This window comes from Microbacterium luteum (genome assembly GCF_015277875.1).
Lineage (GTDB): Bacteria > Actinomycetota > Actinomycetes > Actinomycetales > Microbacteriaceae > Microbacterium > Microbacterium luteum.
The window spans coordinates 1,846,691-1,860,617 of record NZ_CP063814.1 but is presented as its reverse complement, the minus strand read 5'-3'; the positions used below and the strand labels follow the sequence as shown (position 1 = coordinate 1,860,617).

General features: G+C 69.6%; 12 protein-coding genes. 6 read left to right on the top strand and 6 right to left on the bottom strand.

Annotated features, from left to right (window positions below):
• The first annotated feature begins 116 nt into the window (after nucleotides 1-116).
• Genes mvk through IM777_RS09295 form a run of 6 tightly spaced genes read left to right on the top strand, consistent with a single transcriptional unit; the run spans nucleotide 117 to nucleotide 6,463 of the window.
• Nucleotides 117-1,142, top strand: coding sequence for a mevalonate kinase (gene mvk, locus IM777_RS09320; protein ID WP_194383136.1), 1,026 nt, complete (start codon nucleotides 117-119; stop codon nucleotides 1,140-1,142).
• Nucleotides 1,139-2,101 (top strand): diphosphomevalonate decarboxylase, encoded by a 963-nt coding sequence (gene mvaD, locus IM777_RS09315; RefSeq protein ID WP_194383135.1) that lies wholly within the window; start codon nucleotides 1,139-1,141, stop codon nucleotides 2,099-2,101. Before mvk ends, mvaD begins: the two co-directional genes overlap by 4 nt.
• Nucleotides 2,098-3,201: a phosphomevalonate kinase gene (locus IM777_RS09310; RefSeq protein WP_194383134.1), complete on the top strand. Its 1,104-nt coding sequence runs from the start codon at nucleotides 2,098-2,100 to the stop codon at nucleotides 3,199-3,201. The genes mvaD and IM777_RS09310 overlap by 4 nt, the downstream gene beginning before the upstream one ends.
• Complete coding sequence (gene fni, locus IM777_RS09305; protein ID WP_194383133.1) at nucleotides 3,191-4,264, top strand: type 2 isopentenyl-diphosphate Delta-isomerase; 1,074 nt, start codon at nucleotides 3,191-3,193, stop codon at nucleotides 4,262-4,264. Before IM777_RS09310 ends, fni begins: the two co-directional genes overlap by 11 nt.
• Nucleotides 4,254-5,303 carry a hydroxymethylglutaryl-CoA reductase gene (locus IM777_RS09300; protein WP_194383132.1) on the top strand — a complete coding sequence of 350 codons (1,050 nt, stop codon included), beginning with the start codon at nucleotides 4,254-4,256 and terminating at the stop codon, nucleotides 5,301-5,303. The genes fni and IM777_RS09300 overlap by 11 nt, the downstream gene beginning before the upstream one ends.
• A complete protein-coding gene (locus IM777_RS09295) occupies nucleotides 5,300-6,463 on the top strand; it encodes a hydroxymethylglutaryl-CoA synthase (protein ID WP_194383131.1) in 1,164 nt (387 codons plus the stop codon). Before IM777_RS09300 ends, IM777_RS09295 begins: the two co-directional genes overlap by 4 nt.
• Before the next feature lie 24 nt (nucleotides 6,464-6,487).
• Here IM777_RS09295 and IM777_RS09290 read toward each other — a convergent pair whose 3' ends face one another.
• The 6 genes from IM777_RS09290 to efp all read right to left on the bottom strand — a co-directional run bounded on the left by IM777_RS09290 (nucleotide 6,488) and on the right by efp (nucleotide 13,843).
• Entirely contained in the window at nucleotides 6,488-8,050 is a 1,563-nt protein-coding gene (locus tag IM777_RS09290) for a Rieske 2Fe-2S domain-containing protein (RefSeq protein ID WP_071043489.1), read from the bottom strand.
• An 81-nt stretch (nucleotides 8,051-8,131) separates the two neighbouring features.
• Nucleotides 8,132-9,610, bottom strand: a complete 1,479-nt coding sequence (locus IM777_RS09285; RefSeq protein ID WP_228480743.1) for a DEAD/DEAH box helicase — start codon at nucleotides 9,608-9,610, stop codon at nucleotides 8,132-8,134.
• Between the two features lie 71 nt (nucleotides 9,611-9,681).
• A complete protein-coding gene (locus tag IM777_RS09280) occupies nucleotides 9,682-11,277 on the bottom strand; it encodes a transposase (protein ID WP_194383129.1) in 1,596 nt (531 codons plus the stop codon).
• A 59-nt stretch (nucleotides 11,278-11,336) separates the two neighbouring features.
• Nucleotides 11,337-12,833, bottom strand: coding sequence for a hypothetical protein (locus tag IM777_RS09275; RefSeq protein ID WP_194383128.1), 1,497 nt, complete (start codon nucleotides 12,831-12,833; stop codon nucleotides 11,337-11,339).
• A 32-nt stretch (nucleotides 12,834-12,865) separates the two neighbouring features.
• Nucleotides 12,866-13,276: a transcription antitermination factor NusB gene (nusB, locus tag IM777_RS09270; RefSeq protein WP_071043487.1), complete on the bottom strand. Its 411-nt coding sequence runs from the start codon at nucleotides 13,274-13,276 to the stop codon at nucleotides 12,866-12,868.
• Between the two features lie 6 nt (nucleotides 13,277-13,282).
• Complete coding sequence (gene efp / locus IM777_RS09265; protein ID WP_071043486.1) at nucleotides 13,283-13,843, bottom strand: elongation factor P; 561 nt, start codon at nucleotides 13,841-13,843, stop codon at nucleotides 13,283-13,285.
• Nucleotides 13,844-13,927 lie beyond the last annotated feature (84 nt).

Here is a 13,927-nt window from a genome sequence, read left to right as displayed (position 1 = left end):
CTCCGTCTCACGGGACGGGATTAAAGGATGCGATCACGGTCACTCTATCGGAACCGGTGGCGCCGGTCGTCCACGGCCCGTGCGGATCGTCGACTGTTAGGCTTGGCCAGCCCGCTATGACCCCGAAGACCGACGCGAGCGCCCTCCGCGGGGACGCTCCCCCACAGCCCCGCGCGACCGGCACCGTCGACGCGCTCGTCGGCGACCCCGAGCCGGGGAACGGGATCGGCGAGGCCACCGGCAAGGCCATCCTCATCGGCGAGCACTCGGTGGTCTACGGCCACCCGGCGATCGCTCTGCCGATCACGTCCATCGCCGCCCGCGCGGAGGCCGCCGCCACGTCCCGGGCCTCGCGCATCGACAGCGAGCTGTTCCACGGCCCGCTCGATGCGGCACCTGCTCGCCTGCTTCCCACCGTCACGGCCGTTCGCACCGCCCTCGCGTCGGCGGGCGCGCCGGATGCGAGGCTTCATGTGCGCATCCACAGCGACATCCCGTCCGAGCGCGGTGTGGGCTCCAGCGCGGCGGTCGCCGCCGCTGTCGTCACGGCCGTCTCGGGCGCCCTCGGCCGCGACCTCGACCCCGACGAGCGATTCGCGCTCATCCAGGACGCAGAGCGCGCCGCGCACGGGGCGCCGAGCGGTCTCGATGCCCGCGCCGTCTGCGCACCCGGCCCGATCTGGTTCCGGCGCGGCAGCGTCGAGCCGATCACCGTCGGGACCGCTCTGCACTTCGTCGTCGCGGACTCGGGGGTGCGCGGCCGCACGCGCGAGGCCGTGGGCGCCGTCCGCTCGCTGCGCGAGTCATCGCCCGAGGTGTTCGACCGTGCCGTCGGCGCGCTCGCGGAGCTGACGGCGCAGGCTCGTGCCGACATCTCGCACGGCGACCTGGACGGACTCGGTTCCGCGATGGATGCCGCCCATCGCCATCTGGGCACCCTCGGCGTCGGTGACCCGGCCCTGGACCACCTCGCGGCCGCCGCCCGCGCTGCGGGTGCCGCCGGGGCCAAGCTCACCGGCGGTGGTCGCGGCGGGTGCGTGATCGCGCTCGCCCACGATCCCGAGCATGCCGCCACCGTCGTGAGACGGATGCGCACGGCGGGCGCCCCCGCGGCCTGGACGACTCACATGGAGGTCGCGTGACCACCGCCACGGCGCAGGCGCATCCCAACATCGCCCTGGTGAAGTACTGGGGCAAGGCGGACACCACGCAGAATCTGCCCGCGACGGGGAGTCTGTCGATGACTCTGGACGTCTTCCCGACCACGACGACCGTGCGCACCGACACCGGGGCGGCAGTCGACCGCGTCGTGATGAACGGCTCCGAGCGCGAGGGCGTCGTGCGGGAGCGCGTGGTCAGGTTCCTCGATCACGTGCGGCACCTCGCCGGCAGCGATGCCGCCGCCGAGGTGGTGACGCGGAACACCGTCCCGTCCGCGGCCGGACTCGCCTCGTCCGCGTCGGGTTTCGCCGCGCTGGCACTCGCGGCGTCGACCGCATACGGACTCGACCTCGACACCCGTGCGCTCAGCCGGCTCGCCCGACGCGGCTCCGGATCGGCATCGCGATCGATCATCTCGCGGTTCGCGATCTGGCATGCGGGCGACGATGAGCATTCGTTCGCCGAGCACATCGATGCGCCCGAGATCGAGATGGTCATCGCGACCGTCGACGCGGGCGAGAAGGCCGTCTCCAGTCGCGAGGCGATGCGGCGCACCGCGCTGACCTCGCCGTACTATCCCGCCTGGGTGACCTCGACGGCTCAGTCGCTGGCTGCGGCACAGGAGGCGTGCCGCGCCGGAGACCTGGAGCGGCTGGGCCGCATCACCGAGACGAATGCGCTGCGGATGCACGCGGTCATCCAGGGCAGTGATCCGTCGATCCGTTACCTCACGCCGACGAGCTGGTCCATCTTCGACGCGGTCGAGACACTGCGCCGCGAGGGCGTGCGCGCCTGGGCCACCGCCGATGCCGGCCCGAACGTCTGCATCGTCTGCGCACCGGCGGACACTCCGGCGGTGTCACGTCGCATCAGCACCCTCGCAGACACGGTGGTCGCCCGACCGGGGCCCGGCGCGACCCTGCGGGAGAGATCCGCGTGACCCATCCCTCGCCCGAGCGGATCGTCGTCCGCATCCCCGGGAAACTGTTCATCGCGGGCGAGTACGCCGTCGTCACGCCGGGGCAGCCCGCCGTGCTGGCGGCGGTCGACCTCGCGGTCACCGTGACGTTGGACGCGGCCGCTCCGGCACGCGTGGTGACCTCCACCGGCTACAAGACGCTGACATGGACCCCCGCTTCGCCGGGCATCGACGTGTCGGATGAGGAGCACGGGCTCGACTACGTGGTCGCGGCGCTCACCGTGATGGAGGATCTGCGGCGGGAGCGATCGATCCCCGACGGTGTGTTCGCCCTCGACATCGACAGCGGCCTCGACGACGGCACCGGACGCAAGTTCGGTCTCGGCTCTTCCGCCGCCGTCACCGTCGGCGTCGTCCGGGCGGTCGGAGGTCATCTCGGGCTCGCCCTGACACCCGACGAGGAGTACCGCCTGGCCATGCTGGCGACGCTCAGCGTGTCGCCCGATGCGAGCGGCGGCGATGTCGCGGCGAGCACGCACGGCGGCTGGATCTTCTATCGGAGCCCCGATCGCGAGGCGCTCGCGGCCGCCGGTGCGCTCGAGGTGGAGCGCCGCCTGCGGCTTCCCGCGTGGGAGGTCGGCGAGATCGTCCCGATCGAGCCGCCGACCGATCTCGACCTCGTCGTGGGGTGGACCGGCGCACCGGCATCGACCCGGTCGCTCGTCTCCGCCGTCCAAGCGGCCGTCGAACGCGGCGACGTCGACCACCCGGCGTTCCTCTCCGACTCCTGCAGCGCCGTGCTCTCTCTTCGGGATGCCTTCGCCGCCGACGACGCCACCGCCGCCCAAGCGGCGCTCCGCCAGGCTCGGAGGGTGCTGCGGGATCTGGCAGCGGCCTCGGGCGTGGAGATCGAAACGGCCGACCTGCGTGAGATGTGCGACATCATCGAAGGGATGGGCGCGGCCGCGAAGGCGTCCGGCGCGGGTGGCGGCGACTGCGGCGTCGCGCTCGTGCACCCGACGGTGGAGCGCGATGCGCTCGAGCGTGCGTGGCGCGACCTCGGTGTCGTGCCACTGGCGCTCTCCGTGACAGCGACCGAGGGAGACCACCGTGTCGGGTGACCGCAAGGACGACCACGTCCGCCTCGCGGCGGAGCAGCAGGCGTCGGGCCCGCGACGAAACGGCTACGACGATGTCGCCTTCGTGCATCACGCGCTCGACGGGATCGACGTCGATCGGGTGACGCTGTCCACCGAGGTGGCCGATGCCCCGTGGCCGCTTCCCTTCTACATCAACGCCATGACCGGCGGCAGCGACATGACCGGCGCAGTCAACCGCGATCTCGCGATCGCCGCGCGCGAGACCGGCGCGGCGATCGCCTCGGGATCGGTCAGCATCGCGCTCGGCGACCCGTCGGTCGCCCCCACGTTCCGTGTGCTGCGGGAGGAGAACCCCGACGGGTTCGTCATGGCCAATCTCGGTGTGGAGCGCAGCGCCGACGATGCCCGCCGCGCCGTGGAACTCCTCGAGGCGAACGCGCTGCAGGTGCACGTGAACGCCGTGCAGGAGACGGTCATGCCGGAAGGCAGCCGCTCCTTCTCGACCTGGCCGTCCTCTCTCGAGCGCATCATCGCCGCCGTCGACGTGCCGGTCATCGTCAAGGAGGTCGGTTTCGGTCTGAGTTCGGGCACGCTGCGGCGGCTCGCCGACATGGGTGTGGCGTACGCGGACGTCTCCGGCAACGGCGGGACCGACTTCGTGCGAGTCGAGAACGAGCGTCGCCCGCAGCGTGACTACGGCTACCTCGAAGGGTGGGGGCAGTCGACCGTCGCGTGCCTGCTGGAGGCTCCGGCCGGCGCCCCGACCCTTCTTGCTTCGGGCGGCGTCCGCTCCCCCCTCGACGTCGCGCGCGCTCTCGCCCTCGGTGCGCATGCCGTGGGCGTCTCCGGGTCGTTCCTCTCGGTCGTCCTCGACGGGGGCGCCGAGGCGCTGCGCGACCGCATCCAGGAGTGGACCATGCATCTCGGTTCTCTCCTCGCCCTTCTCGGAGCCGAGGACCTCACCGCCCTGCGCACCACCGACGTCGTCGTCAGCGGCGCCACGGCGCAGTTCTGCGCCGCGCGTGGCGTCGACCTCACGACTCTGGCGCAGCGATCCCTCGGAAGGAGCAGCAATGCCCGATGATCTCGTCACACCGATCCCTACCCGGTGGGTCGGTCCCCTGAAGCTCAGCGGAGACGTCGCCGGTGAGCAGAGCGTGCCGCTGGCCACGTACGAGACGCCGCTGTGGCCGTCCGTGGGCCGCGGCGCACGCGTCTCCCGACTCGTCGACGACGGCATCCGAGTGTCGGTCGTCGATGAGCGGATGACCCGCTCGAGTCTGTTCGTCGCTGCGTCGGCCGCCGAGGCCGTCGCAGCGTCACGCGCCCTCGACGCCCGGTTCGACGACCTGGCGGCCATCGTCGCCGGCCAGAGTCGCCACGCCAAGCTCATCGAGCTCGACACCGAGATCGTCGGTCACCTGCTGTTCGTGCGCTTCGCGCTCACGACGGGCGACGCGTCCGGCCACAACATGGTCACCCTCGCCGCGCAGTCGCTCATGGACGCGATCCTGGCATGGCACCCGGAGCTGTCGTACGGATCGATCTCCGGCAACTTCTGCTCCGACAAGAAGGCCACGGCGGTGAATGGTCTGCTCGGTCGCGGTCGCAGCGTCGTCGCCGAGATCCTCATCCCGGCCGATCTGGTCGACGCTCAGCTGCGGACCACCGCCACCCGCATGGTCGATCTCAACGTGCGCAAGAACCTCGTCGGATCGACGGTCGCCGGCGCCCTGCGCTCGGCGAACGCGCACTACGCGAACATGCTCCTGGCCTTCTATCTCGCGACCGGTCAGGACGCCGCGAACATCGTCGAAGGCTCACAGGGCATCACCTATGCCGAACGGCGCGGAGACGGCGATCTGCTGTTCTCGTGCACCCTCCCCAACCTCATCGTCGGAACGGTCGGCAACGGCAAGGATCTGCCCGGAGTCGATGCGGCCCTCGAGCGGTTGGGCTGCCGAGGGCTGGAGGAGTCGGGTGCCGGCGCGCGACGGCTGGCCGGACTCATCGCCGCCACGGTCCTGTGCGGCGAGCTGTCGCTGCTGGCGGCGCAGACCAACCCCGGTGAACTGATGCAATCGCATGTGCTGATGGAACGCCGCGCAGGAGGCCGAGCATGAACACCCCGCCCGTCATCGGAATCCACGATCTCGCCGTCGCCACCGGGAGTCGCGTGCTCGATCTCGCCGATCTCGCACGCGCGATCGGGGTGGAACCGGCGAAGTTCCACAAAGGGCTCGGCCAGGACCAGATGAGCGTCCCGGGCCCCGACGAGGACATCGTCACGATGGGCGCCGCCGCAGCCGCGCCGATCCTCGACCGCCACGGCGCCGCAGGCATCCGCACGCTGCTTTTCGCGACCGAGACCGGCGTCGACCAGTCCAAAGCTGCGGGCATCTTCACACACCGGCTCCTCGGGCTGCCTCCCGCCTGTCGTGTCGTCGAGCTCAAGCAGGCCTGCTACGGCGGAACGGCCGCGCTCCAGATGGCGATCGGCATCGTCACCCGCGACCCCCGGGAACGCGTCCTGATCATCAGCAGCGACATCGCCCGATACGGGATCGACACAGCAGCCGAACCCACGCAGGGCGCGGGTGCGGTCGCGATGCTCGTCGCCGCCGACCCCGATCTTGTGGAGATCCCGACGCCCACGGGCATCTGGACCGCCGACATCGACGACTTCTGGCGCCCGAACGACAGCGACATCGCGATGGTCGAGGGCAAGCTCTCCATCGACGCGTACCTCGACGCGTTCACAGGGGCATGGGACGACTACCGCGCTCAAGGCGGCGTGGCGGCGAGCGAGATCGACGCCTTCTGCCACCACCAGCCGTTCACGCGCATGGCAGAGAAGGCGCATCGCAAGCTCGCCGAGCACACCGGGGTCGAGCTCGGCCTCGACACCTTCCTGCCCTCCACGCGCTACAACCGACGCATCGGCAACAGCTACACCGCGTCGCTCTACCTCGCCCTCGCGGCGGTCCTCGACTCGGACGACGATCTCACCGGCTGCAGGATCGGCCTGTTCAGCTACGGCTCGGGAGCGGTGGGAGAGTTCTTCACCGGCCTGGTGCGGCCCGGCTACCGCGCGGCCGCGCGCCGGGAGCGCACCGAGGCGCTGCTGGATGCGCGCATGCCGATCGGTGTCGAGGAGTACCGCGAGCTGCATCGCCGGGTCCCCCGCGACACATCGACGGACCTCGCCGTCGACCCGGTGTCCGCGGGCGAATTCCACTTCGCGGGGATCTCCGGCCGCGCCCGCCGGTACACGCGGGACTGAGCGAGAGCGCGACGCCCCGGCCGGTCAGGCGGCCGGGGCGTCCGCCTGTTCGTCGGCACGCCCGGCACGGATGGGGTGCCCCTGCGTCGTCAGGCATCGGCCCGTCGCGAGATCCCACTTCCAGTCGTGGAGCGAGCAGGTCAGCACGCCGTCCTCGATCTTGCCGGTCTTGGTCAGATCCGCGCGGAGGTGGGGACACCGTCGCTGCACGACCCAGTCCTCCAGCTGCACGTCCTCGGTCTGGTCGGACTGCTCGGCATACCAGTTCTCGACGTACTCGATCCGGTCGCGGGAGAGGCACTTGAGGAAGGTCGTGAGGAACTCGTTGAACTTTCCGCTGCGGCCGACCTCGAACTGCATCGACAGGAAGATCGAATTGGACCAGTCGATCTCGTGGTCGGCGATGTTGGTCGAGACGAGGTCGGCGGGGATGGTGTACCAATACACGCACTCCTCACCCGCGTACTCCCGCACCTTGGCCTTGGGGAAATCGACGACCATGTCCAGCTCGCCGATCCGGAACCGGACGTTGCCGCCCACCCCGTTGCGGATCGTGCGCGCACGGCGCAGCAGCGGCTCCCACCAGGCCTTGATCGCGGCGAGCATCTCCTCGGGCGGGAGCACCTCGGCCCGCGAGTCGACCTCCGCTCGGATCTCGTCCTGGCGGGCGTCGCGCTGCTCGGCGAGATAGGCCCACTTGTCGTCGAAGATCCGGTCGATCTCGTCGTCGGTGTAGAGCGACTGCGTCACCGACAGCTCGCCGTCCACCAGTTCGACCACCGTGCCGGGTACGAACTCGTAGCCCTTCTGGTCCGGCCGCTGTTCTCTCATGTGCCGGAGGAACTCCCGCTGGTCGGTGAAGATCGCGTCATCGTGGAGGCCCGTGCCGTTGTAGCGGAAGAGCTCCTCCCGGAGGAACATCGGCGGACCGGCCATCGGGAACACGTGCGGAGCATCGACCTTCTCGATGTAGTACATCGCTCGCTTGTTCTGCGCATCCCGCTTGAGCTTCGCGAAGTTCTGCTTCGCGTCCTGGGGCAGGTCGTAGACCATCGGCCACCAGATGGCGCCCGATACCTGTGTGAAGTAGGCCTCCGGGCGGGAGAACGACATGAGCGCGTCGAGGTCGAGCGGGTGCGAGTCGTTCTGATTGAGGATGCTGGCCGTGCCGTCGTCGACCGACAGCGAGGAGTCCCCGATGGGGCCGTCGGAGGGGGCGCGGAGGGGGGTCACCATGATCTTGAGATCGCCGTAGCGCAGCGTCTCACCGGACCGCGTATAGACGATGTTCTCGTATCCCAGACGCCGCAGGTCCCGCTCGAGATCGTCCGTCGGGTACTCCGGCAGCAGCACGCGGATGTCTTTCGGCACGTACTGCTGCAGCAGCGCCGGGTCGAAGTGGTCGCGGTGACGGTGCGAGACGTAGAGGAAGTCCGCCCGCCCGAATCGCTGCCAGTCCAGAGCGCGGTTGTCGGGGAACGGGAACCACGAACCGTAGAAGCTCGGGCCGATGACGGGGTCGCAGAGGATGCTGCCGCCGGCCGTCTCGATGAACATCCCGGCGTGGCCGAGGCCCGTGATCCGCATGAGTTCCTCCTGTGTCGAACGCCCAACGATTCTACGGCGCGCGATGCCGGCGTCGCTGTGTGCACGCTCCGTCCGGGCCGATCAGGTCTCCAGCAGTCCGCGGATGTCGGACGCGTCCAGGGAGCGGGCGAACAGATCGTCATCGTCGAGCACCGCGTCGAAGAGGCGGGCCTTGCGCTGCTGGAGGGCGCGCACCTTGTCCTCGATGGTGTCCGAGGCGATCAGGCGATAGACCATCACCGGTCGGGTCTGACCGAGGCGATGGGCGCGGTCGACCGCCTGTGCTTCCGCGGCCGGGTTCCACCACGGATCGAGCAGAATGACGACGTCGGCGTCGGTGAGGTTCAGCCCGAAGCCGCCCGCCTTCAGACTGATGAGGAAGACGGGCGTCTCGCCCGCCCGGAAGGCCGAGACCACACCCGACCGGTCGGCGGTGGAGCCGTCCAGACGCGTGAAGCCGATGCCCGCCCTTCCGAGCGCCAGCTCGGAGAGGTCGAGGAAAGACGTGAACTGACTGAACACGAGCGCCCGACGACCCTCGGCGATCACCTCCTCGAGCTGCGCGACGAGCGCGTCGAGCTTGCTCGAATCCCCCGACGCCTCGGGGTCGATCAGCCGCGGGGCGAGGCTGAGCATGCGCAGGAGCGTCAGCGAACGGAACACGATGAACCGGTTGCGGTCGAGGTCATCCAGCAACCCCAGGATCTTCTGCCGCTCCCGCTGGAGGGCGATGTCGTACACCGCGCGATGCGCGTCTGACAGCTCGACGTGGAGCACCTGCTCCTGCCGCGGTGGCAGATCGGCGGCGACCTGAGCCTTCGTGCGACGGAGCATCAACGGTCGCACGCGTCTGCGCAGCTTCTCCAACCGTGCCCGGCGGTACGCACCGCCTTCGACGTTGTCAGGCACCTTGCCCTTCTCGATGGGGCCGACGTACTCGTCGCGGAATCGCCGGGCGGATGGGAAGAGTCCGGGTGAGGTGATCGAAAGCAGCGCATGCAACTCGATGAGCGAGTTCTCGAAGGGCGTGCCGCTGAGCGCGAAGCGCACCTCCGCACGCAGTGCGGCGACCGCACGGTGGATGCGTGTGGCGGGGTTCTTCACGAATTGCGCCTCGTCGAGGATCAGCCAGCCCCACTCGCGCTCGGCGAAGGCGGTCTCATCGAGACGAAGCACGGCGTACGACGTCACGACGACATCCGCCTCGCCCACAGCGGCGAGACCGCCGGTGCTGGAGACCACCGCCACTCGCAGGTCGGGCACGAACGCCGCCGATTCCTCCTGCCAGGTGCCGATCACGCTCGTCGGGGCGATCACGAGCGCGGTGCGGCCGCCGGCGCCCTCACGACGCGCCGCCAGCGCAGCGAGCACCTGCAGCGTCTTGCCGAGACCCATGTCATCGGCGAGGATCCCGCCGAGGCGATGGTCGGCGAGGAAGCACAGCCAGGAGACGCCGTGCTTCTGATACGGCCGGAGCGTCGCGCGGACACGGTCCGGAACGATCGTCTCCGGGACGCGCTCGACGTCCTGCAGGGTGTGCACCGCGGCCCGCCACGACACAGCGGAGGCTGTCGCATGAATCTGCATGGGTCCGGATGAGCCGGGGCGGCGGGGCTGGGTGGCCCCGTCGTTCAGGCGGTGGTCGCGGTGCGGAGTTTGAGGAGGTTGTGGGCGCTGCAGATCAGCCGCCATTCTGCGTGGACGGCGGGCATTCCTCGTCGTGTGAAGCGTCGGTAGCCGAGGTTGGCTTTGACGTTTCCGAAGACGGGTTCGATGCTGTGCTGCCGTTTCCGGTAGGCCTCTGACCCTGTTTCGGTGGCGAGCTTGGCGTCCATGGCCCGGCGGGCGATCTCCGGCTCGACACCTTCGCCTCGGACGTGGGCGAGCATGGCCTTGACCCGCCCCTGGGAGACCTGGAGTTCGTCGATCGCGGCCCGCTGGGAGATCTCTCCTCGGGCGAGCTTCTCGATCACGGGCATCCATTCGTCGGGTTCGGGTTGGGCGGTGCGGGCTTGCCGTGGCCCGTCTTTGCCGAAGTAGCGTTTGGTCATGTCTCTAACCCAGGTGTAAGAGACGCCGAGGATGTCCCCGGCCTGCCGCAGGGACAGCTCCCCGCGGTTCACCTTCGCCAGGATGGCGAGCTTGTCATCATCGGGGGTCTCGCCTCGACGCCAGGCCGGTTTCCGCGTCGCGATCAACACGTCCGCGCCGACATCGGCAGTGCCGCTGGCTGCCGTCCAATAGCCCGCGTCCGCGACGAACGTGCCGACCTTCCCGGCGCCGGTCTCGGCGAGGTTCTCCATGACTGCTTGGGTCATCGGGATGAAGTGGGGCTGGTCGTTCGCGGTCGCTGTGACCTCCGCGGCCACGACGATCTGCCCCGCCGTCGCGGCGGTCTGGGCGTTATAGCCCTGCATCACCCCTGCGCCATTGGTGGCGATGATCCGCGAGTGCGGATCGGTCGTGTTCGCCCTCCGCGGCAGCGCCCGCCGCGCCGGCTCCTTCAACGGCTTCGGCCCTCTCAGACCCTTCCCGGTAGCGGCTTCCTTCGCCGCCCGCTCCGCGACCCGCGCCTCGTAGTCCCGCGCCGGCTGACCCTCCAGCTCTGCCAGCGCCGCCCGGATCCGGCCCCGCCGACCCTGCCCGCCGGCCCAGTCGTCCGGCAGCTCGGACCCCGAGCGATCCCCGAGCTGCTCGTCCTCCGCGGCGTCGGTGGCGGCCGCCTCGGCCAGGACCGCAGCTGCCAGCTCGTCGCGGGTGCGGTTGGCGAAGTACGACGCGTCCGCTTCGATCTTCGTCCCGTCGATCGCGACCAGTCCTGCGTCCACCAGCCCGGCCTTCACGCAGAGCCCGAGGACCTGGGAGAACAGCCCTGCGATCGCGTCCTGGTGACGCGCCCGGAACCGCGCCAACGTCGCGTGATCGGGGGACTGGTTCACCGCGATCACCCGGTAGGCGACGTCCTCGACCAGGCGCTTCTCGATCCGACGGGAGGAGCGCTCCCCGGTGCAGTACGCGTAGATCAGCACACCGAGCATCATCTCCGAGTCGTAGACGGCCCCGCCGCGCCCGTCGGCGCGGAACGCGGCGTAGAACGCCGTCAGATCCAACTCCGCGACCACATCGATCACGAAGAACGCCAGATGATCCTCCGGCAACCAATCCCGCACCGACGGCGGCAGCAGAAACCCCTGATCCCGATCACCCGAACGCACATTCACGACCATACTTAATCATCCCTGATCAGCCATAAACCCGCCTCAGGCGCGCCCGATCACCTGCAGATTCATGCGACAGCCTCAGCGGCCTCGGATTCGTCGGCGAGATCCTCGAAGTCGCTCCAGAGGGCGAGCTGATATCGGGAGATCTTCGGCCCCGTCTCCCACTCGGACATCTCCACCGCCTCGTCGATGAGGTCCCGCAGGCGATCCAGCGCGGGATGACGGAGCGAGAAGTACGCGCCGTCGGCGAGCATCATCTTGGAACGTCGCAGCGCGAGGGCCGTGAAGAGGGGTGTGAAGGGGATGCGACGTCCGTCGATCGTGACCTGGACGCCCAGGTCGAACCAGTCCGGATCGGTCGAGTCGACGGTGCTGATCCGAATGCGCGGATCGCCCGAGAGTTCGCGGTGTCGCCCGGCGTCACCCATGACCTCCACGCGCACGCCCTCGATCTCACGCAGGGCCGGCAGCAGCCGCGTGGTGAACTCCGCCGCTTCGACATCGCGGAACTCGGCCTGTGCCGCCGGGACGACATCGGTCACCGCGCCCCACGCCGTCGCGAGCGCGGCGCGCACCTGCGCTTCGAACGAGATGTCGCGCTCCGGGTCGTCGGGAACGCTCGCGAAGCCCCGTGGCGGCCGCCCCGGGTAGATCCACGCGCACGCGACGACGATACGATCGACGGATCGCGCGTCGACACGAACGCGGAGTTGGGGCGGACGTGGAGGAGGCACCTCGACGCCGGCTCCGGCGTGCACCGGAAGGCGGCGCGCGATGAGCGGCGCGTGGTCGCGGAGGAACTCGCCCGCCTCCGCCGGCGGCACGTGCACAGAGCCACCGTCGGTGAGGAGACGACGTGTCACGTCGTCGAGGTGCGCGGGCGCCAGCACGAGGAGAGGGGCGCCGTCGATCACACGGTAGCCGTAGAGACCGGAGGCCGCCACGGCGCGGATGGCTTCGCCCGTGAAGGACTCCCCGTCGATCGAGATGTCGGCGCACAGCCGCAGGCCGCCGTCTTCGACGCGTTCGATGCGCAGGGCGGCAGCCGTCTGCCGCGCGAGCATCACCCGGCGATCTGCGGCCGTCCCGACGAGCGGGATGCCGAGGTCATCCGCCGAGGCCAGGTGCGGCCACAGCAGGCCGGATTCGATCGTGTCCAGCACCAGCCACTCCCCGAGATCGGAGTAGGTGGCGAGGGTACGCACCTCCCGCGCGATGCTGTGAAGCTCGGCGAACCACCTCGCCTGGACCGCCGACCACGGTCCCCCCGGTCGTCGGAGCGATTCCCAGCTCACGTCGCCGCGGATCCACGATCCGGCCGCCGCGCCACGAACGGCCGGCCGAAGGCCGACCGCGACGTCGTTCGCGCGTCGCAGCAGGCCTCCGGCGGTGGCCGGCTCGAGTCTGCTCGGTCCCCACTGCCCCGTCCGAGTGCGCAGCTTCAGGTCGACGAACAGAGCCAGCCGGGTCCCGTCCGAGATCTCGTCCGCGGGCGCGACGACCCTTCGCCAGTTCGACCCGGGCTGTTCCCCGGCAGGCGACGGTTCGACGGCGGAGGACACCGCATCATCCTCTCCCGAGGCACGGACACCGGTCAGGACGAACGGGCCACCCGCGCGAGGATGCCGTGGACGAAGGATCCGGAGTCGTCGGTGGAGTACTCCTTCGCCAGCTCGACGGCTTCGTCGATCGCCACGGCCGTGGGCACCTCGTCGTTGTAGAGGATCTCCCACACGCCGATGCGCAGAAGGGCCCGGTCGACGGCGGGCATGCGCGCCAGCGACCAGTCGCGCGCGTGCGTCGTGATCTGCTCGTCGATCTCGTCGCGGTTGTCGATGATGCCGTCGACGATGTCACGCGCATACAGCCACGACGACTCTCGAGCCGGCTCATTCGCGGCTCGACGCGCTTCCACGGCGAGCATCGCGGGCAGGTCGTCTCCGCGGACATCGCTCTGGAACAGGATGTCCAGCGCGCGCTTGCGGGCTTTGGTGCGTGCGCTCATCCGCGATCAGTTCACGCGGCCCAGGTAGTCACCCGTGCGGGTGTCCACCTTGACCTTCGTGCCGGTTTCGAGGAACAGCGGCACCTGGATCTCGTATCCGGTCTCCACCGTGGCGGCCTTCGTGCCCGCCGAGGAGCGGTCGCCTTGCAGACCGGGCTCGGTGTAGGTGATCTCGAGCACGACCGAGGCGGGCAGGTCGAGATACAGCGGCGTGCCGTCGTGCAGTGCGATGGTGACCTGCTGGTTCTCCAGCATGAAGTTGGCCGCGTCACCGACCGTCGCGGCGGGCACGTTGATCTGGTCGTAGTCGGCCATGTCCATGAACACGAAGCTCTCGCCGTCGTTGTAGAGGTACGTGTAGTCCCGGCGATCGACGTTCTGGATATCGATCTTCGCGCCCGCGTTGTAGGTGCGGTCCACGACCTTTCCCGAGACGACGTTCTTCAGCTTGGTCCGCACGAACGCGCCGCCCTTGCCGGGCTTGACGTGCTGGAACTCGACCACGCTCCAGAGCTGTCCGTCGATGCTGAGCACGACGCCGTTCTTGATGTCTGCGGTGGATGCCATGAGGAGGAGAGTCCGTTCGTTGAGAGGTCGCGGGGCGCGCGGGGCGCTGGTCCGACGTTCGATTCTAGAGGATGGCGGCGCGCG